The organism is Alloacidobacterium sp., from assembly GCF_035631355.1.
GTDB lineage: Bacteria > Acidobacteriota > Terriglobia > Terriglobales > Acidobacteriaceae > Alloacidobacterium.
The window spans coordinates 19,777-40,859 of record NZ_DASQIX010000018.1 but is presented as its reverse complement, the minus strand read 5'-3'; the positions used below and the strand labels follow the sequence as shown (position 1 = coordinate 40,859).

The window sequence follows — 21,083 nt, the reverse complement described above, 5'->3', positions numbered from 1 at the left end:
CAGGTCGACGAGCTCCATCCCGAACCGGAGGTCCGGCTTGTCGCTGCCGAACCGCTCCAGCGCCTCGTCGTAGGTGAACCGCGGGAACGGCGTCGTCGCGATCGGACGCTCCGGGGTCGTCTGCCGGCAGACGTCGATCGCCATCGCCTCGACGAACGACATCACGGCGTCCTCGTCGACGAAGCTCATCTCCAGGTCGAGCTGGGTGAACTCCGGCTGGCGGTCGGCGCGCAGGTCCTCGTCGCGGAAGCAGCGCGCGATCTGGAAGTAGCGGTCAAAGCCGGAAATCATCAGAATCTGCTTGAAGAGCTGCGGCGACTGCGGCAGGGCGTAGAAATTTCCCACATGGACGCGGCTGGGAACGAGGTAGTCGCGCGCACCTTCTGGGGTGGAGCGCGTCATGAAGGGCGTTTCCACTTCGAAGAAGTTCTGCTCCGACAAATACTGCCGCACTGCGAGCGCGATTTTGTGGCGCACCTCGAAATTGTGCTGCATCTCGGCGCGGCGCAGGTCGAGATAGCGGTACTTCAGCCGTACCTCCTCATTGACAATGGCGTCTTCCGCAGGCGAAAACGGCGGGACCTTCGCATCATTCAGAATGCGAATCTCGTCGGCGACGATTTCAATCTCACCTGTCGCCATCTTTGGATTGACGACGTCCTTGCCGCGTAACCGTACTTTGCCGACAGCCGCGACAACATACTCGGGCCGCGCCTGCTCCGCCTTTGCGTGACCCGCGGGGCTCAGGTCCTTATCAAGCACGACCTGCGAAATGCCGTAGCGGTCGCGCAGATCAAGAAAGATCAGGTTGCCGTGGTCGCGGCGGCGATTGACCCATCCAAGCAGAACAACAGATTTCCCGGCGTCTTCAGCGCGAAGCTCGCCACAGGTATGCGTGCGTTGCAGATTTCCTAAAAAGTCCAGCAAAGTTTCTGTCCTAAAAATTTAAGGTTGTCATCCTGAGCGCAGCGAAGGGTCTGCTTTATCTCGAAATTCGTGCCTCCGAAAAGAAAACCAGATCCTTCGCTGCGCTCAGGATGACAGGTTGGTTAGACTCATTCTGCTTTCAGCGACTGCGCTAGCTCCGTGCGGGGCACCTTCACTTGCTCGCCACTCGCAAAGTCCTTAACGGTCAGAATACCGGATTGCAGCTCATTCTCGCCGAGCAGCACAATCTTCCGCGCGAGCTTGTTTCCCATTTCGAACGACTTTTTTAAGCGGAAACCGCCATCGCCGAGTTCAATCCGCAATCCGGCGCGACGCAGATCGCGCGCCAGTTCCAGCGCAGCAGGATTCAGCGCCTCGCCCAGTGGCGCAATATAGGCATCGGCCAGAGCGAGCTTTTGATCTGCCTGCGCTTGCAACGTCAGGATCAAACGGTCCTCGCCCATGGCAAAGCCAATCCCCGGGGCCTTTGGTCCGCCGATGACTTCCGACAATCCATCGTAGCGGCCGCCGCCCAGCAAGGCATTCTGCGCGCCCAATCCGCCATGCGTGAATTCGAACGTTGTACGCGTGTAGTAGTCGAGGCCGCGCACCAGCCTTGGATTTACCGAATAGGCCACTCCGCAGGCGTCGAGCGCGGCGCAGACAGCGGCAAAATGCGCCTTCGACGATTCATCAAGAAAATCGGCAATCTTTGGCAGTGTTTCGATGATTGGCTGGTCTTCCGGAACCTTGCAGTCAAGCACGCGCAATGGGTTCGTGTTCGCGCGCTGCTGGCAATCGGAACACATCAGCGGAGCCTTTTCCTTCAGTGCCTCGCGTAACGCCGCAATGTAGCGCGGACGATCACTCATCGAACCGACGGAGTTGAGTTCCAGCTTCCAGCCCTCGATGCCAAGTTCAGTAAGCAGCGTCGCCAGCATCTCCAGCACTTCTGCATCCCGAAGGGGAGATTCAGAACCAGCGCTTGGCGGACCAATTACTTCCGCGCCTATCTGATAGAACTGCCGGTAGCGGCCCTTCTGTGGACGCTCGCGCCGAAACTGCGGACCGATGTAGTAGAGCTTCTGCAGCAGGCCCGTCTCACCAAGCTTGTTCTCGATGTATGCGCGGACCACGCCAGCTGTATTTTCAGGCCGCAGGGTCAGCGATTGCGCTTTTTCCGACTGCGCACGTGCGCGGTCTTCCCAGGTGTACATCTCTTTTGAGACGATGTCCGTCTCTTCGCCCACGCCGCGCGCAAAGAGCTGCGTGTCCTCAAAGATGGGCGTGCGAATCTCGCCGAAGTTGTAGCGCGCGAAGACACGTCGCGCAGTTTCTTCGACAAAATTCCAGAGTTCGGTTTCCGGCGGCAGTAAATCCCGTGTGCCGCGAACGGCTTTCAATGTGCTCATTTCTTTTGTGTAGGGCCTTATTTCCAGCTTATCAGGATGCCGGCTATTTCCAGTTCTTCTGCTCTTCGAGATAAATCTTCGTGTAATCGAGATAGTTGCGGGCGTACTTCAGAATCAGGTCGCGGTCGTCGGAGGTCAGCTCGCGACGCACCTTGCCGGGCACACCTGCGACCAGCGATTTCGGAGGAATCTGCGCGTTTTCAGGCACCACCGCGCCCGCAGCAATGATTGATCCCTCGCCGATGTGCGCATTATTGAGAATCACCGCGCCGATGCCGATCAGGCAGGCATCCTCAATTACGCAGCCGTGTATGGTGGCGTTGTGGCCGATGGTGACCCAGTCGCCGACAATCACCTGATAGAGATTTCGCATACCATGCAAAACCGCGCAGTCCTGGACGTTTGAATGGTCGCCGATGCGGATCGAGTTCACGTCGCCGCGCACCACGGCATTCATCCAGATGCTGGAGTGCTCGCCGAGAACCACGTCGCCGAGCACCTGGGCGGAAACATCGACGTAGCAGCTCGCGGGAATGACAGGCGTATGTCCCTGATAGGAGCGGATCATGACTTGCACCTCGGCATACATCAAGTGTAAGCCGGAGACGCGGTCAGGTGCGCGCCATCTCCTGCGGGCGGAAGATCGATCGCCAGGACGCATCTAGGTAGAGCCAGCGCTGCGTGCTGAACCAGCTGGTAGGCAGTTCCGGCACATGAAGAAAGCCGTGGCCCACGGCGCAGATCAGCTCGGTGCCGTTCCAGGCAAGGAAATTGCGTGAAGGCTCGCCGACATGCACGGGGTTGCGCAGCACTTGCAGGCAGACCGGGCAGCGGCGGCGCTGATCGCGCAGCATCCAGCGAAATGCGGCCAGAGCAGTCGCAAATGTGATGATGAGTTGAGCCGATTGCGTATCCTGAAATGCCTGTGCCGCGTCCAGCGACGCAAAACCTACAGCGGGCAGAATCAGAGCGAACTTCGCGCAAAAGAAGAGCCAGCGGCGCAGCCGCAACGAAAGTGTTTGCTGCCGCGGATTGTAGGGATATTCTCCCAGGGGCAAAGACGTGGTGGCCGGAAGCGCCAGTAGTGCCAGCAGCGTTGCGAAAGCGAAGAAGGCAAAGGGCTGGTGCTGATAATGGATTACGGAAACGCAGGCGAACCCTGCAGCGCTCTCACCTCTTTGCCATGCGGTCATGTGCCAGCTGCGCTCTGATGGATTGCGCGTGAGCGACGGCTGCATCCGGGCTACTACAAATCCGATTCCGCTGGGTGAAAGAGCGTCCATACGCTTGTCACTCTCCAGCAGCCATGCTTCGACTTTCCCGGGAAGGTGCCACGCATCGGGCTTAGCGACTCCAGCGATGGTGACCTTCTCGCCCATGAGGAAAACTACCCGTCCGGCAACATGAGGATCGGCGTGGAAATACCTGCGCCACACGGCGTCGCTCAGGATGAGTCGCGGGCCGGTGTCGGCACCGGATCTTTCAGCCGGAAAATTGGACGTTTGCAGCATGGACAACAGATTGCCCGAGGCGCGCGCGATGAAAAGCTCCAACTGTACGCCATGACCAGTGTGTAGTTCTCTGCGCATGATCTGGTAGAAGGCCAAATTAGAGAACACGCCCTGCGCCGCGCGTTGCCAGTACCGAAATTCATCCAGCGAAACACTCGGAGTCGGACTTTGAGTAGCGGCATCGCTCGAAACTATGACCAGCGTGCGCGCATCGTGGTACGACGACGGCAGCAGGGTTGCGTGCGTTCCAGGTAGAAGAAGGGCTGTACCCAAGCCCACCAGTCCGGTCAGCAGGAGAACAAGCAGGCACAATGCTGGAGAGGAGCCGAGCTTATGCGGCCTGTCAGCGTTAGCGACGCTAAGATCAGCCCGAAGCAGATGAGCATCCCGAAACGCGCCAGCGACAAATGCGGCAATCTCCCCTTCATCGCGCAGGTTAGCGATGTGCCACAGCTCGCCCTTCCATTCCTTCAGCCACTCGCGGCGTTCGTCTCCGGGAACCATCCACGAGGCAATACGCAGAGCAAGCATGTAAGGGCGCGTCATACGTGCTCCGTTTCGGTCTGTTTTTCGGTTTGCGGCAACAGCTTTTCAAGCAGAGGGTAGCGCTTGACTGATGCTTCCAGCGTCGTCTTTCCGGCGCGCGTCACTTTGTAATATTTGCGCGGCGGGCGCTGCTCGGCACTGGCGATGGACTCAGATTCCCACTTCGACTGGATCAAGCCGTCACGCTCCAGCCTGCGCATCGCCGGATACACGGTGCCGCTAGGCAGGCCTGTCATCTCCATCACGCTGAAGCCATAGATGTAGCCAGCGCTGATGGCGCGCAGAATCAGCGCGGCAGTATGCGAAAGTTTCGGCTCGGCGCCCATGCGCTGCATTTTACCTATGTAGCATGCTACTTGACAAGTAAATAAGTAGTTTGCTACATAGGGTACATGCAGGCTGCTCCTGTCCTCGAACTCCAGAACATTACCAAGCGCTACCGCGGCATTGCGGCAGTTGAAAATGTGAGTTTTCAGCTTGATGCAGGCGAGATTGCCGGATACCTCGGTCCCAACGGCTCGGGCAAATCGACCACGGTAAAGATCATCACCGGCATGGTTCAGCCAAATCTGGGCAAAGTCCTCTTTCGTGGCATGCCGATCCACGACAGTCTAGTCGCGTTCCGTGCTGTTCTCGGCTATGTACCTGAAGAGGCGCACGTCTACACGCATCTCTCTGGGCTCGAATATTTGCAACTTGTTGGACGCCTGCGTGGCATGACGGAAAAACTCATCGCGCTCAAGGCCAACACCCTCTTGAAACTGCTGGCGCTTGAATCCTGGCGCTATTCGCCGATTTCGCTCTACTCGAAAGGCATGAAGCAGCGCGTACTCATCGCAGCCGCATTGATGCACAACCCGCAACTGCTGATCTTCGACGAGCCGCTTTCCGGGCTTGATGTTGCTTCCTCGCGGCTTTTCAAAGATCTGCTCTCAGCGCTTGCAGCCGAGGGCAAGGCGATTCTTTACATCTCGCATGTGCTGGAAGTGGTCGAGCAGATTTGCAGCCGCGTGATTGTGATCGCGCAGGGAAAGATCCGCGCCAATGCCGCGCCATCCGAGCTGACGCAGCTTATGCAACTGCCGAGTCTCGAAAGCGTCTTCGCGCAGTTGGTTCAGCAAGAGGACACCAGAGCTGTCGCCTCCGAAATGGTTGAAGTGATGAGGGCAACCCGTGCTTAGCGCATTTCCATTTTTTTCGCCCTCAGAAAACCCCGTGCTGTCGCTCGAAGTGCAGGCGCGGGGGGTTTCGAAAGAAATTGTCCGCATGAACCGCTTCGTTGTCCTGACGGGGCATTTCTTCAACCGCTTTTTTGATAACCCGTTGACTTCGCTCGATGGAGAAAACGGCGTGAGGGTCATCCAGGTACTCAGTTTTCTTGCTGTCCCGGGCCTGATGATGGCCCTTTCGCTCATTCCTTCCTACTTCATTTTTCCTCCGAACACCGCGCCGCGCGGTTACTGGCCACGCGTCAGCGACCACTATTTTTACGTCATGTATGCCACGGTCTCGATGGGAGCTGCGACTGTTTTTGAGTGGGACCTGCTCTTTCCTGACTTGATCGATGCTCATGTCCTGACTCCGCTGCCGGTTCAGGCACGCAAGCTGTTTGCCGCGAAGCTGGCGGCACTGGGCGCGTTCGTAAGCCTCTTTCTGCTCGCCAGCGCCGTGTTCGGCACTGTGCTTTTGCCCCTCATTGCGGAAGAACACAGCTTTTTGCGGCACGTCATGGCGCATGTTCTTGCAGTGGCTGCTGGAGGCTTCTTTGCCGCCGGTTTTTTTGTTGCGCTCCAGGGAGTTCTGCTGAACGTTTTGGGGGAAAGGCTCTTTCGTTCGATATCGTCACTGTTGCAAGGTCTGTCGCTGGCTGCCTTGTTGCTTGTGCTTTTTCTTTTTCCTTTGCTGTCGCATAACCTGCGCCCACTGTTGACGTCCGGCGGACAGGCTGCGATCTGGTTCCCGCCTTTCTGGTTTCTCGGCATCTATCAGGTCCTGCTGGAAGGCGGACGGGCATCGCCGGTCTTTCACATGCTGGCTGTAAGAGGCCTATGGGCGCTGCTTGCCGTCCTCTCCCTTGCCTGCCTTACTTATCCGCTGGCATATCTCAGAAAGGTGCGAAGCACGATTGAAAGCAGGATTGGAAAGAGATCGCGCAACCGGCTGGCCGATATTAAGGATGCTCTTCTGCATTCGGTTTTCATCTTCAAGCCGTCTGAGAGGGCGGTGTATCACTTTACGAGCAGGACTCTACAGCGAGCGCCGCATCATCGGGTGTATCTCTCCATGTACGCCGGCGCCGGACTGGCGCTTCTGATTGCCATCACGGTCGAGCTTCGCCAGGCTGGCGGTCATCTGGCGATTGCCGTTTCCAGGCATGGACTGCTGGCGGCTGTGCCGGTCGTGGCCTTTCTCGCGGTCGCTGGGCTCAAGGGCGCATTTATGTCTCCGGTAGAGCTGAAGGCAAACTGGGCTTTTCATCTCACCGGCAGACGGCCCAATACGGAACATATTGCATCGACGCGGCGATGGACTCTTTTACGCGCTCTGTGGATCACTGTCCTGGTACTTTTACTGGCCCAGATCATCGGACGGGCCGCTTTTACAAGCCTTCGGCCGCTGATGGCGCAGTTGCTTGTGGCCCAGGGGGTCTGCCTTCTCCTTATCGACGTGTTGTTTCTGCGGTTTCTGTCGGTGCCGTTTACTGTGCCGCTGGCTTACTCGAAGCGGAATGTAGCGGTGATTGTCACTCTGTTTCTGGTTTTGTTTCCGCAGTACATCCGGCTGGCTGTCGCTGTCGGAGAGTGGACGGGGCAGGGCATCCCGCATTTCGTTGTCACGGGCCTGTTGATCCTGGTTGCCCATGTCCTCTTACAGAGGAAGCAGCGACAGGTGATTCAGGAGCGCGCGGCGCTGCCGGAAGACGACGACTTCGAGGAATTTCCGCAGCGGCTTGGGCTCTCATAAGCCCCAAAGTCCATAAGCTGCTCAATCAGCATTATTTAAATTCATCTAAATTGGCGCCGGAATCCTGATATCCTATACGAGCCCTGGTGGGCCGGTTTGGAGGTGTAGTTCAGTTGGCAGAGGTTCGTGTGCAGGAAGGCGAGCCGCTCGAAAATGCGTTGCGCCGGTTTAAGCGCAAGGTACAACAGGAGGACATCATCAAGGAAGTAAAGCGTCACTCCTTCTACCTGAAGCCCGGTGAAAAGCGCCGCGTAAAAGAAGCGCTGGCACGCAAGCGGAATCGCAAAAAGGCTCGTAAAGAGCAGGACTAACCCCACTTCCCATCATCATGCGTTGACAGCCCCGTAGCGATTGCGACGGGGCTGAGTCATCAGAAGTAGTGCCGCAGTTCACTCGGCATGTCTCTCGGCATGTCATACCGGTTCGATTAAGCAGCCGGTAGTCGCCGCCCCTCACCGCGGCCGGGCCCCTTTCATAAGAAGTTCACAAAAGAAGTTCGCTACGATCAGCAGCTTCCGTTCACCATTCTGTGAATTGGGGCTCTGAGCCGTCGCTGCGGTATCTTTGCAGCCCGGCTGGGGAACGCAACATGGAGTTTGTAGATAAGATTCTCAAGTGTGTGGACTGCGGGAATGAATTTGTATTCACCGCCGGGGAACAGCTGTTCTTTCACGACAAGCAATTCCGGAACGATCCAAAACGGTGCAAGCTTTGCAAGGCAAAGCGGGCTTCGGGGGGCTCGGCGGTTCGCGCGGAAACCCGCACGACGTGTTCGGAATGCGGCCACGAGACGACGGTGCCATTCAAGCCGACGCAGGGGCGTCCAGTGCTTTGCCGGGAGTGCTTTCAGCGGAAGAGGATAGTGCCTGCGGCCGCGCAGCCGCGGCCAGCTACTCTCTGAAATTTTATTGGATTCAGTGTGTCGCCAGGGCCTTGCGCGACGGTGTGCGTGTTTTTCCGGTGGATGCGTTATCCGCGACTGCCAGGGACGGTTGTTTCTTAGCGCTGCGTTTGTCATCTTCGTGCGTAACCAGCAGAGCTTCGATCTGCACCAGCAGGTCCTGGGTATTCATCGGCTTTACCAACACCTCGTCTGCGCCCTGCTCCTGCCAGTCGTCGCCGGGAATAGGAAACGCTGTCAGCATGGCCACAGCCGGTTGGTAAGGCGCTTTCTTGGCTGCGCGTACTACTTCAAGGCCCGCACTTTCGCTTTCCATGCGCATGTCGGTGATTACCATATGGAACGGGCCAGTTTTGATCTTTGATTTGGCCTCTTTGGCAGAAGCGGCTGTTTCTACTTCAAAGCCGTTGAATTCCAGCACTGCCTTCAAGGTCAGCAGGACCGCCAGTTCGTCGTCCACAAGTAAAATACGCCGCTTCATAGAAAACTCCTGACTGAAAAACCAAATAATACCGATCAACCCTGCATGACGCCAGAGTCAAACCCGCCGCATATCCATTGATACACTAAACAACGTGGCAGAATATCACGTCGAGAACTTCGGATGCCGAGCTAACCGTTCAGACGGCGAGGCCATTTCAGCAGAGCTGCGGCAGCAGGGTTGGCTTCCGGCAGCGGATTTCGCCAACGCCAAAGTCGTCGTGGTCAATACCTGCAGCGTTACTGCCAACGCTGACAGCGGAGCGCGCGCCTTCATTCGCCGCGTCCATCGCCACAATCCAGTGGTAAAGATCATTGTTACAGGATGTTATGCGCAGCGTGCGCCCGAGGAATTAGTGGCGTTAAATGGCGTGACTGGGGTCGTCGGCAACAGCCATAAATCACTGGTGGTAGAGAGAGTTCTTGAGCCGACGGGCTTTATTCCGCTGGCAAGGCTGGTCAACAACGTTCCTGTGCTGGTGGATGAAAATTTCGCGCATACCGATCTGGCGGCGCTGCCGTTCGCTGAGGATGCGCATCAAACTCGGCCTAATCTTAAGGTGCAGGACGGCTGCGCCAACCGCTGCGGGTTCTGCATCATACCGGAAACGCGCGGCCCCAGCCGGTCGGTTCCGCTGGCGGAATGTCTTGCGTCAGTCACGCGCTTCGTGGAAAACGGCGGTCAGGAGCTGGTGCTCTCCGGCATCAACCTGGGCCGCTGGGGACGCGACCTTAACCCGGCGCAGAAATTTGTCGATCTGGTGGCTGCGATTTTCCAACAGACGGCGCTGCCCCGCCTCCGGCTGAGTTCGATTGAGCCGATGGACTGGACATCTGAGTTGCTAGCTCTCTTCTCAGCTTATTCGGGACGGCTTGCACGCCATGCACACCTGCCGCTGCAATCGGGTTCTGATACGATTCTGCGCCGGATGTACCGCCGCTATCGCCCCTGGCATTACGCAGAAAAGCTCGCCCAGATTCGCAGCTTTATGCCTGACTCCGGTATTGGCGCGGATGTAATGGTTGGCTTCCCCGGCGAGACAGACAAACATTTCCAGGAGAGCTACGACTTCATCGCAGCCCAGCCGCTAACGTATCTACATCTCTTTCCATTTTCCGCGCGCCCGGGCACACCGGCTGCGGAACTTCATCGCCAACAGCCTGTTCCCGCAAAGTCCGTTCAGGAGCGGATGAATGCCATGCGTTCTCTGGCGGATGAGAAAAAAAGGACCTTCCGGAGCAGCTTTCTCGGACGTGAATTGGACGTTATCACTCTGAGGGGAAGCGGGGCTGCAACCACCCCAGCGCTGTCAGATAACTTCATCAAGGTAGACATTGCAACGGTTTGCCCGCCTAACCGCACCATGCGAGTGCAGGCCGCTCATCTGACCGAAACCGGCTTGTACGCGCTTCCGTTGCAGCAATAAAAAGCTACCAGCAATAAAAGCCATTCGCATCAGAAGTAAGAGTAGACCTGCTTGCTATACTGAGTAGGTATGTGGCGCTGCCACTATTTTGGAGGAAACACCCCATCGCACAACTAGACAAGCGTTCAGCCAAGCAGTTTATCCGTATCAATGAAAGAATCCGCGCGCGCGAAGTGCGCGTGATCGATGACAAAGGCGAGCAACTCGGCATCATGGCGCCTTTTGACGCACTGAAGATCGCCCGTGAACGCGGGCTCGATCTCGTGGAAGTATCGCCGAACGCGGTGCCTCCCGTCTGCCGCATCCAGGATTACGGCAAGTTTCTTTACGAAAAAGACAAGAGCGAGCGAGCGGCCCGCAAGAAGCAGAAAGTCATCGTGGTCAAAGAAGTCAAGTTCTCTGTCACTGTCGACGAGCATGACTACCAGACCAAGAAGAACCAGGCTGTCCGCTTTTTAACCGACGGCGACAAGGTGAAGGCCTCGCTGCGCTTCAAAGGCCGACAGATGGCCCATCGCGAACTGGGCTACAACATCATCAATCGCCTCATTCAGGACATTGGCGACGCGGGCACGGTTGAGTTTATGCCGCGCATGGAAGGCACGACGCTTCATGCGATTCTTGCACCCGGCAAGAAGGAAGCACCCAGGAAGCCGGCTGCTCCAAAGCCGCCTGTCACACAGACTCCGCAGGCGCAGCCCGCACAATCGTAAATTGGCAAGAGTTGTCATCCTGAGCGAGATTTGGACGCAAATTAAGAGAGAAGCAGATCCTTCCCCTTCGTTGCACTCAGAGAGTCAGGGTCAGGATGACAACGTTCTTCAATGCGAGTAGTTCTGGGCGTAGGTGTCTTTAGGCAGTCCTTCTTGAATGGCCTTGTCGCGCAATTGAAATGCGGAGGCGCGATCGGTGGCTGACCCCAGCGTTACCAGGAAGGGCGCTCCGCTGCCTTTGGGCGAGAAGACGCTTGCCTGCAAGCCGGGATGCGCTTCATTGATGGTGCGTGCCTTGTGCTCCGCCTGGTCCTGGTAGTTATAGGTGAAGGCCACCACCCGCCACATGCCTTTCGGTGATGTAGTAATGGTCGCGACAGCAGCTGGTTTTGCCGCAGGCTGCGGAGGAACTGCCGCGGGCTTTCTGCGAGGAGTTGTCTCCGGGGAAACGACTACAACCGGATTCTGTGCTGCGGCATCTTTGGAGCTGTATGCATGATGCAGCATGGCCCATAGTGCGAACCCGGCTAATAGAAGCAGCACAATGGCGCTGCCGATCTTGAGTGGTGCTTTGAGAGAAGCGCTTTGGCGCGCTGGTTCCAAACTCCGGTCCTGCTTGGTGGGCTCGCTCGCAACGGCTGACTTCTGGGGAGTTTTCGTTTGCGTGGGCATGGGTGCGGTCGTTGCGGGAGGGTGTAGTATCGCGGCAATTTCGTCGAGTGTTGCGCCTCCTGTCAAAGTTTGCCGCACAATCTGAACGAATGGGGGCGGAAGCAACTGCAATGATGGGTCGTTCCCGTCCGATACTCTTTTCAGTGGCTTTTGTGTCAGGCATTGATGCAGCAGGCTTCCAAGATCACGCAGGTCTTTGGCGGCAATCGGCTCGAAAGCCATGTCCGCCGGTACAAGTTGCAGGTAATCGCTGCGCAGCTTAATGGTATCGCCGGAAGCCAGCACGCTGGCCGCTTCCAGTCGCCCGCAGACCAGGCGCTCTTTGTGGATCGCACGCAGCGCACTCACCAGGCTATCCGCTACCTGCCTGGTTTCATCTGCGGAAAGCGCGCGTTCGCGAAGCACGTCTTCGAGGTTCTCTTCGGTGTATTCCATCACCGCGTAGACCAGCGGCGTAGCACGCAGCCGGGTCGCTCCGGATTCGAAAATCGCAACGACATCGGCGTCACTGACCTTCTCGACGACGCGCAGGCGTTCCAGCAGCATCTTTTCATCGTTCAGCGATTCAATCAGGCCGATGATCGCAGGCTTGCCCTCGAATTGCGCCTCAAACCACCCGCATCTACCCTCGGAGCGCATCAGCTTTCCGAGCGGATAGCGGCCTTCCACAACGTTGGATTCGAAATCACTCCACAAAACGCATTCTCTCTCTAATGAAGTTCAAAAGCTTTTGCGCGAGCACGCTACAGCATCTCACGCAACCAGCTGATTCAGGCAGGAAAGTTGAAGAGGGAGACGAAAACTATGCGACCGAGCTTTCCGGAGCGTTCATCGGCGGCGCGGGAGTCAGCCTGGGAACGGCGCTGGCTCGCGCCAGCAGCGACATGCCTTCCTGGGCAAGTTCGCGCGCCATCTTGCGTAACTCGTGGGGGCGCTCGTTGTGGACGTTGGTCAACTGGAAGAGAGCGGCCGCCGCTTTCAGCTTGGCCACGCCTTCAAATGCCATGGAACCCGCGCCGTCCGCGGCCTGCACAACGTTGTCCGCCGTGACTTTGAAGACATCGTCGCCGGCGATGACATAGGCTATCTGATATTTTTCCAGGGCTGAGGCGTAGGGGGGTGTGGTCGTCATATACAGATCCTTCAATAGGGAAGTAATAGGTACTACGATGCGTTCTGCGCGGGAACAGTTCACATCGCAGCGCCTTTCAACGTTAGTAAAGAACAGTTGAGAAGCAAAATCCAATGCTGTCTCTGTTTTTCCTGTGTCAGTTTTGATTCCCCTCGCATTTTTGCGCCCTCAACCTTGGTTTGCAGTCTGCAAAAATTGCCGTGCGATGTGCGAACGACGTGCTATTCTTGCTCCCGCATTCCTGAGGGGACAGCAATGGGAGTCAATAACTTCACTTACAGCCAGGATGGTCTTGCCCTCACCAAGCAGTTCGAGGGTTGCCGCCTGACAGCCTATCAAGATCAGGTCGGTGTCTGGACGATCGGCTACGGCCATACCGGCAAAGACGTTGTTTCCGGTCTGACGATCACCCAGGACCAGGCAGACGCCCTGCTGGCGCGCGATATCGCCGGGTCGTCCGCATATGTGAACCTGGTGGTCACGATGGCCTTGCAGCAGAACCAGTTCGATGCGCTGGTGGACTTCGTCTTCAATCTGGGCCGCACAGCCTTTGGCAACTCAACCATGCTCAAGTATCTGAACGCAGGCAATTTCGCCGGCGCGGCCGGCCAGTTCGTGCTTTGGGACCACGCCGGAGGCCAGGTCGTTCCCGGCCTCCTGCGCCGCCGCCAGGCTGAAGCGGCGATGTTCCAGGGTGCCGAAGACGGCGGTTTCGGGGTTTCAAATGGGTGATCGCATTACCTTGCCTGAGAGCGCGACTTTTCAGCGGCTGGAAGACCAGATTGCCTGGTATAGCAGCAAGAGCCGGTCCGCGCAAAAGATCTTCAAGCGCTTTAAGGTGGTCGAAATCATCGCTGCGGCGCTTATCCCGTTCCTGAGCGGCCTGAGCTTCAGCGACACAGTCAGGGTCTACATCCCGGTGACCACCGGCATTCTCGGCATGCTGATTACGATCCTCGAAGGCATCCTGCACCTGAACCAGTATCAGCAGACCTGGACCAACTACCGCGCAACGTCCGAGGCGCTCAAGCACGAGAAGTTCCTGTACATCGCTCATGCCGGTTCGTACGCCACGGTGTCAGACCCGGATGCGTTGTTGGCCGAGCGCGTCGAAGGCCTGGTTTCGCAGGAGAACTCGCAGTGGACTTCAGTCCAGCAGCAGTCGGCAAAACAGCAGGCTAAACCAGGTACCGATGATGGCGGATATGGTGTTCCAAGATGACAGGTAAACCTCGTGCCTACACTACCCGAAATTTATGCGCGCAAGAAAGAAGCTAGCGGTCAAGTTAGCGCTCAAACGCGAAGTTTAGCATTGGGTCTGCTCGCACTTACATGGGTCCTTCTTACTGCACATGATGAACCTCTGCGGTCAATGGCGGCTAATGTAAATCCGTATCTGATCCTCTGGCTCGCTGCCATTTCTATACTTGTCATCATGTGCGATCTCTTACAATACGTGGCTATAACGAGCATGGCTAATGCTGCTTACAAGCGAGCAGAAGCTTCACAAGCAAAGATGAGTCAGTACGATAACAAGTCCTTCGCATATAAGGCTCAAGCAACGTTGTATTATGCCAAATTCTGGATTCTTGCAGTAGGTGCCATCTTGCTCTTAGTTATCTTCATTCAACTTCTCTCGCCAATCAGGCCACCTAGTCAGTCATCAAGACACTGGTTTCCGCTCTGATTAATGTTTATTTTATTTCTAGGATGAGGCTAGCTACTGCCCGCGCACAAACTCAAGCTGGTGTGAATTGGCCGGGCGCTGCGCATAGGTGTTTTCGATCAGCACGTTGAGTGTTCCATTGCGGCTGGGGAAAATGGTCAGCGAGGCGACACGACCCTTTTCCTGTCCGGTGGCATCGCTCAACATGCTCCATGTCGCCTTAGCCTTTCTGCCGTCGAAGACAGCGTCCTGTGTACCCCAGTCGCAGTTAGAAGGGCGGCACAAGCCCCAGGCGTGGATGGCGAGCTGATCGCCTTCGCCGGAGATGTCAAGCTCGACAATCGCGTTGTGTCCATCGGCTTCATGGTTCGTCCATCGGCCGTTGAGAGCGCGCGCCCCACGTTCGGTAAAAGGGTGTTTCAGCACAAAGAAAAGGATGAGTGCGGCGACCACAATCGCGAGTATGATCAGGCCAGCGGACAGTCGTGAACCCGGCTTCATTGGCCCTTGTGCGGTTTCAGGCGCAGAGTGGAGCGGAGGCAACTGCACAGGCACGGCGGCGTGGACCGGCTCGGCTTCCAGCGCAGGGTGTAGTGGCGGCAGCTGGACGGGTACGGCGGCGTGGACTGGCTCGGCTTCCGCCGCCTTCGACGCGTTTACGTACTGCGCCAGTGCCTTGATAAGCAGCTCCACGTCTGAGTTCCAGCGGGCGTGCGTCAGCTCAACGCTGTTGCGGTAGGCCAGATCTTTCAGATTGTCCGGAAGCTGATCGGCGTGCGGCATGTGCGCGTCGTGCACCAGCACGGGAATGACGGCGATGTTCCGCTTCAGCGCCGAGGCGATTTCGAGCCGGACGTAATCATTTTCGTTGTCGAGGCGGCGCGCGCCGTCCGATCCGGCGATGGTCGCCCAGGTTGGCCCAATAATGGCGAGCTGCACGCCACAAGAGGCCACGTTATCATCGATGGCCTTGCGAAAATCCGTTCCCGGGTCGATGCCCGATACATCCATGAAAACCGCGTCGTTGCCGAAAGCCCGTGTCAGGTCGTCAAAGAGCCGTCCAGCCTCGCCTTCGGTGTCGTCACGGCGATAGCTGATAAAGATGGCGTGCGCCACAGTGTCCCCCTGTTTTTTCTGCGAAGCAGAATCATAGGGGGTGATGGGAGTTAGGGCAAGGCGATTTCACTGGCCTGATGCGGATTTGATCTCTTATCGGGCCCACCCGCTCGTAGCTAAATCCATGAAAAGGCGTGGTGCTCTGCCAGAATTGTCCAATTTCTCACGGGTTGTTGTGCTTTTGAGCCCTTTTCAGTCGGCGCCAGAGCGCAAGGCAGGAATAGCAAAAGGAATGAAAATAGTGATTGTTGTTCCACTGCGCTCTTTCTCGGTGCTGCTGGAGACAGAGATCTCGCCTCCGCGCTTCTCCACAAGCTGTTTTGCGACCCAGAGACCGATGCCGGTTCCCATGTCGCCCTTCGTGGTGAAGAATGGCTCGAATATCTTTTCCAGGTGCTCCTGCCCGATTCCAGTGCCGCTGTCGCGAATGACCATGTGAACCCCGTCACCTTTGGATCTGGTGAGCTCTCGAGTAGAGATATGGAGCAGCCCTCCTCCTTTCATCGCATCTATGGCATTGGTAATGATATTGGAGATGACCTGGAGCATCTCGCCCTTGCCTATCGCAATCTTCCGGACATCATTGAATCGCGTGTCCACTGAAATCGATGAAGCATGCAATCTGGAGTTGTAAACGGTCAACACGTTCTCTACCAGATCATGCAGATAAAGTTCCGTGGGCGAGTTCGAGTCACGATAATAGCCCAACGTCTGTTTCGCAATGTGGGTAACCCGTTCCAGTTCCCCTTCTGCGATACGCAGGAGATTGTAGGCTTTGCCTTCTGCGGGGCTGCATTCCCGCGCCAGGTAGATCAGGTTCATTAGCGATTCGAGAGGATTGTTGATCTCGTGAGCGATTGCGCTGGCCATTCGCCCAGTGGCTGCAAGCTTCTCAGACTGGATCAAAAGCCGCTCAATTCGTTTGCGGTCCGAAATATCCCGCGCAACCTTTGAGGCGCCAATTACCTTGCCCAATTCGTCGCGGATGGGTGAGATCGTGACTGACACCTCGATGAACTCGCCATTTTTCTTTTTCCGTGTTGTTTCGTAATGATCGATCCGCTGTCCCGCTCTCAGCTTCCGCAGGAGTTCATCTTCTTCGTAGTACAGCTCTTCAGGAATGAGCCGCAAAATAGGCTGGCCAATCATCTCGTCAGCGGTATATCCAAACATGCGGCATGCCCCTTCATTCCAGGTCCTCACAATGCCATTCAGATCCTTGCTGATAATGGCATCATCCGCGGAATCCACAATCGCAGCCAGCATGAAAAGGCTCTCGTCGTTTCTTCGCTGGTCCGAAATGTCGCGGGCGATGTTTGAAGCGCCGATGACATGCCCTTCTGCATCTTTGACCGGCGAGATGGTAACGGAAACAGGAAACCTTTCACCGCTCTTCTTCAGCCCCGTAGTCTCGAAGTGATCGATATGGCTGCCGTCCCGCAGTTTGGAACGAATTTGATCCCCCTCATAGTGCAATTCCGGCGGAATGAGCCGGCGAATGGACTGGCCGACAATTTCTTCCGGCTCATATCCGAATACGCGAGTCGCGGCTTTGTTCCAGGTGATAATCGTCCCGTTCAAATCCCCGCTGATGATGGGATCGTCGGAGGAGTCGACGATCGCGGCGAGGTGAAAACGAGGATCGAAGGCACTTTGTTTAATCTCTTTTGTGCCTTTCTCCCGGATGTAACGGACAGATTGCAAAGCTCATAACTCCAATTCGGTATCTGGTGGCGTCATGGCGGAATTTGACGCTTAGGAAGTACGATGCCGATTGAACTTCGAATGATTTCTACCCGGGAGCCATCGCATCGCAAGGCACCTTCATCCGGCAACGCATGGGTAGCGCTTAACACCTCAATCCCGTATACTGGTTGATGTTGTATCTACTGTTTTTCTAAGCAGGAAACCATGCCCAAATTGAAGACACACAGGGGCGCGGCCAAGCGCTTCAAAAAGACTGGTACCGGCAAAATCAAGCGCGGGCAGTCGAAGATGCGCCACATCCTTACGTCGAAGGAGACCAAGACCAAGCGCAAGCTCGCACAGAGCGCACTGGTTTCGGACGCCGACCACGCGAAGGTGGCCCGCATGATTCCATACGCCTGAGTCTGAAATTGCCGGAATCCGGCAATTTCAAGGTCTCCCGGTAAAGCGTTCCGATTGGAGGCCCCGGCCAGCAAAGGCCGAGCGATTCAGGATTGACAAGCGAGTGAAGAGGTTAAAGCCCGGAATTTCCGAGCCTCCTGCCTCCAGCCGCATAACGAAAGACGCAAAAGGAGAACCAAGGCAATGCCCCGCGTAAAACGTGGAACCAAACGCAGTGACCGCCGCAAGAAAATCCTGAAAAGGGCGAGCGGTTATTTCCTCACAAAATCGAAGCTGTACCAGGCAGCTCAGGAAGCCGTTGAACGCGGCCTCAAGTTTGCCTACAGCGGTCGCCGCCAGAAGAAGCGCCAGTATCGCTCCCTCTGGATCGTTCGTATCAATGCAGCCGCCAAGCAGAACGGCATCAGCTACTCGCAGCTGATCAACGGCCTCAAGAAGGCCGGCGTAGAGCTCGACCGCAAGATCCTCGCTGACATCGCCGTGAATGATGCGCAGGGCTTCACCGCTCTGGTAGAGCAGGCGAAGGCCGCTCTGGGGAATGCTGCCGCAGCGTAGTCGAGTTTCTTAGTTTAGTAAAAGGGAGCGCGAATTTCGCGCTCCTTTTTATTTTGCTCAAAGCTTTTGTGCGGAGCCGTAAAAACAGATCCCTCGCGTTGCTCAGGATGACAAATCTAGCGGGAATCGGCATTCTCGCCAAGCGGCAGAAAATACTGCGTACCCTTGATCGGCTCAGACAGCCGCTTCATCAGCAGTTTCAGGTCTTTGTTGTTGTTGACGAAGTCGATGTCCGAAGTATTCACAATCAGCAAATCGCTGGCCGAGTAGTGAAAGAAGAAATGCTCGTAGGCCGCGGCGATTTGCTCGATATAGGCATCGCTGATGGCGCGCTCGCCGGCGGCTCCTTTGCGTTTGAGGCGCTGCTTCAGTACGTCCGGAGTGGCCTGAAGGTAGATGACAAGATCAGGAGCGGGTAATTGCTCATGGAACATTTGGTAGTAACGGTTGTATAGCGCCAGCTCTGCGTCGCTGAGATTGACATAAGCAAAGAGCTTGTCTTTTTCAAAAATGTAATCAGCCACGACAGGCTCGTCGGCATTCTTGGCTTGCCGTAACTGCTCATAGCGTTCAGCGAGAAACCACATCTGTGAGGCAAACGCCATTCCCGGCTCTGCGCCATAGAAACGGTCGAGAAACGGATTGTTCTCCGGCTCGACGATGTGCTTGGCGTGTAGAGTCCGGGCCAGATGCTGCGCGAGAGACGATTTACCGACGCGAATCGGCCCTTCAACGGCGATATATCGAGGCTGCTCAAAAAGCTTGGCCATCACACTAGCTCACAGGCGAATAAAATACGAAACTATCATGCTTCCATGCTGGAGCGCCAGCGGCAGGTTCCAGAACTGGCAACAGGCTAAACTGAATCCACATGCTTGCCACGCTAGCCACTGCAGGAGCCGCGGCCACACTGGCTGCGGGCGGATATGCTTATGCCGCCATGTGGCCCACTTCCCAGATTTTTGGCCGGGCGATTGTCGGCGGCCTCGATCCAGGCGAATTTGCCCTTACCTATGACGATGGGCCAAATGATCCCTGGACGCTGCAATTGCTGGATGTACTGGGCCGCCATAACGTTCGCGCCACCTTCTTTCTGATCGGACGCTTCGTGCGCCAGCGTCCGGAGATTGCCCGCGCGATTCGCGCTGCGGGACATCTTGTCGGCAACCATACCATGAGTCATCCGATGCTTTTGTTTCAGTCTCCCCAAAAGGTGCGCGAAGAATTAGCTGGCTGCAACGCCGCGATCGAAGATGCCTTGGGCGAGCCGGTGCGATATTTTCGTCCGCCTCACGGCGCGCGGCGGCCGGATGTGCTGCGCGCGGCACGGGAACTGGGGCTGGCTCCTGTGCTGTGGAATGCGATGGGCTATGACTGGAAGCCGACGACCGCGGAACAGGTGCTCGAGAATTTGCAGCGTGGGATCAAGCGCAACCGGCGGCGAGGCATGGGGTCGAACCTTCTGCTGCATGACGGTGGGCAGGCCGGGATCGGGCAGGATCGCAGTCATTCTGTGGCAGCTACGGCCCGGTTGCTGGAAGGTGAGAACCAGGTTCGGTATGTGACTGTGGATGCCTGGGGCTGAACTCCGCTAATTCCCCGCTTCACGAACCGCAGCAAACGCCTCCCTTGCAGCAGCAATTGTCGCAGCGATGTCATTCATTGTGTGGGCCGCGCTCATGAACGCAGCCTCGTACTGCGAGGGCGGCAGCCAGACGCCCTGGTCGAGCATGGCGCGATGGAAGCAACCAAATGCCGCTGTATCGGAAGTCGAGGCAGACTCGAAATCGGTCACGCTGTTAGCAGTAAAGAACCAGGTGAACATTGCGCCTACGCGATTCATAGTGACTGGCACACCTGCTTTTACTGCTTCGGCGGCCACGCCGTCTGCTACAGCAGCGCTCAACGATTCGAGCTTGGCATAGACTTCGCTCTGATGTTCTTTCAAATAGCCGACCATCGCGATGCCTGCGGCCATAGCCAGCGGGTTTCCGCTAAGAGTCCCAGCCTGATAAACGGGGCCGAGCGGTGACAGCATGTCCATGATTTCCGCGCGTGCGCCAAAGGCGCCGCAGGGCAGTCCGCCTCCGATGATCTTGCCGAGCGTGGTCATGTCAGGCTGGATGCCATAGAGCTCCTGAGCACCGCCATAGGCGACGCGGAAGCCGGTCATTACTTCGTCGAAAATGAGCAGCGCGTGTTCCTGCTTCGTGATGTCACGGAGCGATTCGAGGTAATCAAGCTCCGGCGGAACGCAGCCCATGTTGCCGACGACCGGCTCAAGGATAATGCATGCGATCTGGTCGCGATGTGCGGCGAAAGCCGCTTCCACGGCGGAGATGTCATTGAAAGGCAAGGCGAGGGTAAAGTGCACAATCTCGTCAGGCACCCCGGCGGATCCTGGGATGCCGAAGGTTGCTACACCCGATCCGGCCTTCACCAACAGGCCGTCGGAATGGCCGTGATAGCAGCCTTCAAATTTGATGATGTAATCGCGCTTGGTGAAGGCGCGAGCCAGCCGGATGGCAGACATGGTGGCTTCCGTTCCGGAGCTGACGAAGCGTAGTTTTTCAATCGACGGATACGCCTCAACGACAAGCTCGGCGAGATCGCCTTCCGTCGGAGTGGAAGCGCCGAAGCTGGCGCTGTTGGCCGCCGCCTGTTGTATGGCTTCGACCACCGGCGGAAAAGCATGGCCAAGAATCATTGGCCCCCATGAGCCGAAATAGTCGATGTAGCGATTGCCGTCCGCGTCCCACAGATACGCCCCCTCGCCCTTGACCGCGAATGGAGGATTGCCGCCGACTGCGCGAAAGGCGCGCACGGGCGAATCAACGCCACCGGGAAAAAGCTGCTCTGCGCGGTGCTGGAGTTCGGCGGAACGATGGAGTTGGCGCTTCAGGGAAACAGGCATAACAGTTCAGTATAGAGCGCAGCAAAAAGCCTTCCGTT

At 56.9% G+C, this 21,083-nt stretch carries 22 protein-coding genes and 1 pseudogene; 11 read left to right on the top strand and 12 right to left on the bottom strand.

What is annotated here, in order from left to right:
• The 5 genes from aspS to VEV40_RS04610 form a co-directional block, all read right to left on the bottom strand.
• The coding region (gene aspS, locus VEV40_RS04630) for an aspartate--tRNA ligase (RefSeq protein WP_324830515.1) at positions 1-927 on the bottom strand (927 nt) is incomplete at its 3' end.
• A gap of 128 nt (positions 928-1,055) precedes the next feature.
• Positions 1,056-2,339, bottom strand: coding sequence for a histidine--tRNA ligase (hisS, locus tag VEV40_RS04625; protein ID WP_324830514.1), 1,284 nt, complete (start codon positions 2,337-2,339; stop codon positions 1,056-1,058).
• Between the two features lie 43 nt (positions 2,340-2,382).
• Entirely contained in the window at positions 2,383-2,907 is a 525-nt protein-coding gene (locus VEV40_RS04620; RefSeq protein WP_324830513.1) for a gamma carbonic anhydrase family protein, read from the bottom strand.
• 43 nt (positions 2,908-2,950) lie between these two features.
• Positions 2,951-4,396 carry a hypothetical protein gene (locus VEV40_RS04615; RefSeq protein WP_324830511.1) on the bottom strand — a complete coding sequence of 482 codons (1,446 nt, stop codon included), beginning with the start codon at positions 4,394-4,396 and terminating at the stop codon, positions 2,951-2,953.
• Positions 4,393-4,731, bottom strand: a complete 339-nt coding sequence (locus tag VEV40_RS04610) for a PadR family transcriptional regulator (protein ID WP_324830509.1) — start codon at positions 4,729-4,731, stop codon at positions 4,393-4,395. The genes VEV40_RS04615 and VEV40_RS04610 overlap by 4 nt, the downstream gene beginning before the upstream one ends.
• Before the next feature lie 57 nt (positions 4,732-4,788).
• On the opposite strand from VEV40_RS04610, the gene VEV40_RS04605 reads away from it, so the two are divergent.
• From VEV40_RS04605 to VEV40_RS04590, 4 genes are all read left to right on the top strand, one after another.
• Complete coding sequence (locus VEV40_RS04605) at positions 4,789-5,577, top strand: ABC transporter ATP-binding protein (RefSeq protein ID WP_324830508.1); 789 nt, start codon at positions 4,789-4,791, stop codon at positions 5,575-5,577.
• Positions 5,570-7,360: a hypothetical protein gene (locus tag VEV40_RS04600; RefSeq protein ID WP_324830507.1), complete on the top strand. Its 1,791-nt coding sequence runs from the start codon at positions 5,570-5,572 to the stop codon at positions 7,358-7,360. Before VEV40_RS04605 ends, VEV40_RS04600 begins: the two co-directional genes overlap by 8 nt.
• A 113-nt stretch (positions 7,361-7,473) precedes the next feature.
• Positions 7,474-7,671: a 30S ribosomal protein S21 gene (rpsU, locus tag VEV40_RS04595; protein ID WP_129207262.1), complete on the top strand. Its 198-nt coding sequence runs from the start codon at positions 7,474-7,476 to the stop codon at positions 7,669-7,671.
• Between the two features lie 278 nt (positions 7,672-7,949).
• Positions 7,950-8,261 (top strand): zinc-ribbon domain containing protein, encoded by a 312-nt coding sequence (locus VEV40_RS04590; protein WP_324830506.1) that lies wholly within the window; start codon positions 7,950-7,952, stop codon positions 8,259-8,261.
• A gap of 13 nt (positions 8,262-8,274) precedes the next feature.
• Here the strand turns inward: VEV40_RS04590 and VEV40_RS04585 are convergent, their stop codons facing one another.
• Complete coding sequence (locus tag VEV40_RS04585; protein ID WP_324830505.1) at positions 8,275-8,742, bottom strand: response regulator; 468 nt, start codon at positions 8,740-8,742, stop codon at positions 8,275-8,277.
• A gap of 94 nt (positions 8,743-8,836) precedes the next feature.
• Between VEV40_RS04585 and mtaB the strand changes: the two genes are divergently transcribed.
• Both mtaB and infC read left to right on the top strand, forming a co-directional pair.
• The gene (gene mtaB, locus VEV40_RS04580; protein WP_324830504.1) at positions 8,837-10,168 is read left to right on the top strand and encodes a tRNA (N(6)-L-threonylcarbamoyladenosine(37)-C(2))-methylthiotransferase MtaB; all 1,332 of its coding nucleotides are present in this window, start codon (positions 8,837-8,839) and stop codon (positions 10,166-10,168) included.
• Positions 10,169-10,272: 104 nt separating this feature from the next.
• Positions 10,273-10,809: pseudogene (gene infC / locus VEV40_RS04575) on the top strand (translation initiation factor IF-3); the annotation flags it as partial.
• Positions 10,810-10,989: 180 nt separating this feature from the next.
• On the opposite strand, the gene VEV40_RS04570 reads toward infC, so the two are convergent.
• Together VEV40_RS04570 and VEV40_RS04565 are read right to left on the bottom strand one after the other, a co-directional pair.
• Positions 10,990-12,249: a hypothetical protein gene (locus VEV40_RS04570; protein ID WP_324830502.1), complete on the bottom strand. Its 1,260-nt coding sequence runs from the start codon at positions 12,247-12,249 to the stop codon at positions 10,990-10,992.
• 106 nt (positions 12,250-12,355) lie between these two features.
• Positions 12,356-12,685, bottom strand: a complete 330-nt coding sequence (locus VEV40_RS04565) for a hypothetical protein (protein ID WP_324830501.1) — start codon at positions 12,683-12,685, stop codon at positions 12,356-12,358.
• A 255-nt stretch (positions 12,686-12,940) separates the two neighbouring features.
• Here VEV40_RS04565 and VEV40_RS04560 point away from each other — a divergent pair, with 255 nt between their 5' ends.
• Together VEV40_RS04560 and VEV40_RS04555 are read left to right on the top strand one after the other, a co-directional pair.
• Entirely contained in the window at positions 12,941-13,417 is a 477-nt protein-coding gene (locus VEV40_RS04560; RefSeq protein ID WP_324830500.1) for a lysozyme, read from the top strand.
• Positions 13,410-13,907, top strand: a complete 498-nt coding sequence (locus tag VEV40_RS04555; protein ID WP_324830499.1) for a DUF4231 domain-containing protein — start codon at positions 13,410-13,412, stop codon at positions 13,905-13,907. The genes VEV40_RS04560 and VEV40_RS04555 overlap by 8 nt, the downstream gene beginning before the upstream one ends.
• 498 nt (positions 13,908-14,405) lie before the next feature.
• On the opposite strand, the gene VEV40_RS04550 is transcribed toward VEV40_RS04555, so the two are convergent.
• Together VEV40_RS04550 and VEV40_RS04545 are read right to left on the bottom strand one after the other, a co-directional pair.
• Complete coding sequence (locus tag VEV40_RS04550) at positions 14,406-15,467, bottom strand: toll/interleukin-1 receptor domain-containing protein (RefSeq protein ID WP_324830498.1); 1,062 nt, start codon at positions 15,465-15,467, stop codon at positions 14,406-14,408.
• Between the two features lie 192 nt (positions 15,468-15,659).
• On the bottom strand, positions 15,660-17,171 hold the full coding sequence (locus tag VEV40_RS04545) for a PAS domain S-box protein (RefSeq protein ID WP_324830497.1): 1,512 nt from the start codon (positions 17,169-17,171) through the stop codon (positions 15,660-15,662).
• 207 nt (positions 17,172-17,378) lie between these two features.
• Here VEV40_RS04545 and rpmI point away from each other — a divergent pair, with 207 nt between their 5' ends.
• Complete coding sequence (gene rpmI / locus VEV40_RS04540) at positions 17,379-17,576, top strand: 50S ribosomal protein L35 (protein WP_324830496.1); 198 nt, start codon at positions 17,379-17,381, stop codon at positions 17,574-17,576.
• A gap of 183 nt (positions 17,577-17,759) precedes the next feature.
• Positions 17,760-18,131: a 50S ribosomal protein L20 gene (gene rplT, locus VEV40_RS04535; RefSeq protein ID WP_324830494.1), complete on the top strand. Its 372-nt coding sequence runs from the start codon at positions 17,760-17,762 to the stop codon at positions 18,129-18,131.
• Between the two features lie 116 nt (positions 18,132-18,247).
• Here rplT and VEV40_RS04530 read toward each other — a convergent pair whose 3' ends face one another.
• Positions 18,248-18,901, bottom strand: a complete 654-nt coding sequence (locus VEV40_RS04530; protein WP_324830493.1) for a deoxynucleoside kinase — start codon at positions 18,899-18,901, stop codon at positions 18,248-18,250.
• A gap of 101 nt (positions 18,902-19,002) precedes the next feature.
• Between VEV40_RS04530 and VEV40_RS04525 the strand changes: the two genes are divergently transcribed.
• A complete protein-coding gene (locus VEV40_RS04525) occupies positions 19,003-19,716 on the top strand; it encodes a polysaccharide deacetylase family protein (RefSeq protein WP_324830492.1) in 714 nt (237 codons plus the stop codon).
• A 6-nt stretch (positions 19,717-19,722) separates the two neighbouring features.
• Here VEV40_RS04525 and hemL read toward each other — a convergent pair whose 3' ends face one another.
• A complete protein-coding gene (gene hemL / locus VEV40_RS04520) occupies positions 19,723-21,045 on the bottom strand; it encodes a glutamate-1-semialdehyde 2,1-aminomutase (RefSeq protein ID WP_324830489.1) in 1,323 nt (440 codons plus the stop codon).
• Between the last annotated feature and the right edge of the window lie 38 nt (positions 21,046-21,083).

Bases quoted from the DNA above. Each gene is read 5' to 3' on its own strand.
- hisS (WP_324830514.1), bottom strand. From the start codon at position 2,339: ATGAGCACATTGAAAGCCGTTCGCGGCACACGGGATTTACTGCCGCCG.
- VEV40_RS04620 (WP_324830513.1), bottom strand. From the start codon at position 2,907: ATGATCCGCTCCTATCAGGGACATACGCCTGTCATTCCCGCGAGCTGC.
- VEV40_RS04615 (WP_324830511.1), bottom strand. From the start codon at position 4,396: ATGACGCGCCCTTACATGCTTGCTCTGCGTATTGCCTCGTGGATGGTT.
- VEV40_RS04610 (WP_324830509.1), bottom strand. From the start codon at position 4,731: ATGCAGCGCATGGGCGCCGAGCCGAAACTTTCGCATACTGCCGCGCTG.
- VEV40_RS04605 (WP_324830508.1), top strand. From the start codon at position 4,789: ATGCAGGCTGCTCCTGTCCTCGAACTCCAGAACATTACCAAGCGCTAC.
- VEV40_RS04590 (WP_324830506.1), top strand. From the start codon at position 7,950: ATGGAGTTTGTAGATAAGATTCTCAAGTGTGTGGACTGCGGGAATGAA.
- VEV40_RS04585 (WP_324830505.1), bottom strand. From the start codon at position 8,742: ATGAAGCGGCGTATTTTACTTGTGGACGACGAACTGGCGGTCCTGCTG.
- VEV40_RS04565 (WP_324830501.1), bottom strand. From the start codon at position 12,685: ATGACGACCACACCCCCCTACGCCTCAGCCCTGGAAAAATATCAGATA.
- VEV40_RS04560 (WP_324830500.1), top strand. From the start codon at position 12,941: ATGGGAGTCAATAACTTCACTTACAGCCAGGATGGTCTTGCCCTCACC.
- VEV40_RS04555 (WP_324830499.1), top strand. From the start codon at position 13,410: ATGGGTGATCGCATTACCTTGCCTGAGAGCGCGACTTTTCAGCGGCTG.
- rpmI (WP_324830496.1), top strand. From the start codon at position 17,379: ATGCCCAAATTGAAGACACACAGGGGCGCGGCCAAGCGCTTCAAAAAG.
- rplT (WP_324830494.1), top strand. From the start codon at position 17,760: ATGCCCCGCGTAAAACGTGGAACCAAACGCAGTGACCGCCGCAAGAAA.
- VEV40_RS04530 (WP_324830493.1), bottom strand. From the start codon at position 18,901: ATGGCCAAGCTTTTTGAGCAGCCTCGATATATCGCCGTTGAAGGGCCG.
- VEV40_RS04525 (WP_324830492.1), top strand. From the start codon at position 19,003: ATGCTTGCCACGCTAGCCACTGCAGGAGCCGCGGCCACACTGGCTGCG.
- hemL (WP_324830489.1), bottom strand. From the start codon at position 21,045: ATGCCTGTTTCCCTGAAGCGCCAACTCCATCGTTCCGCCGAACTCCAG.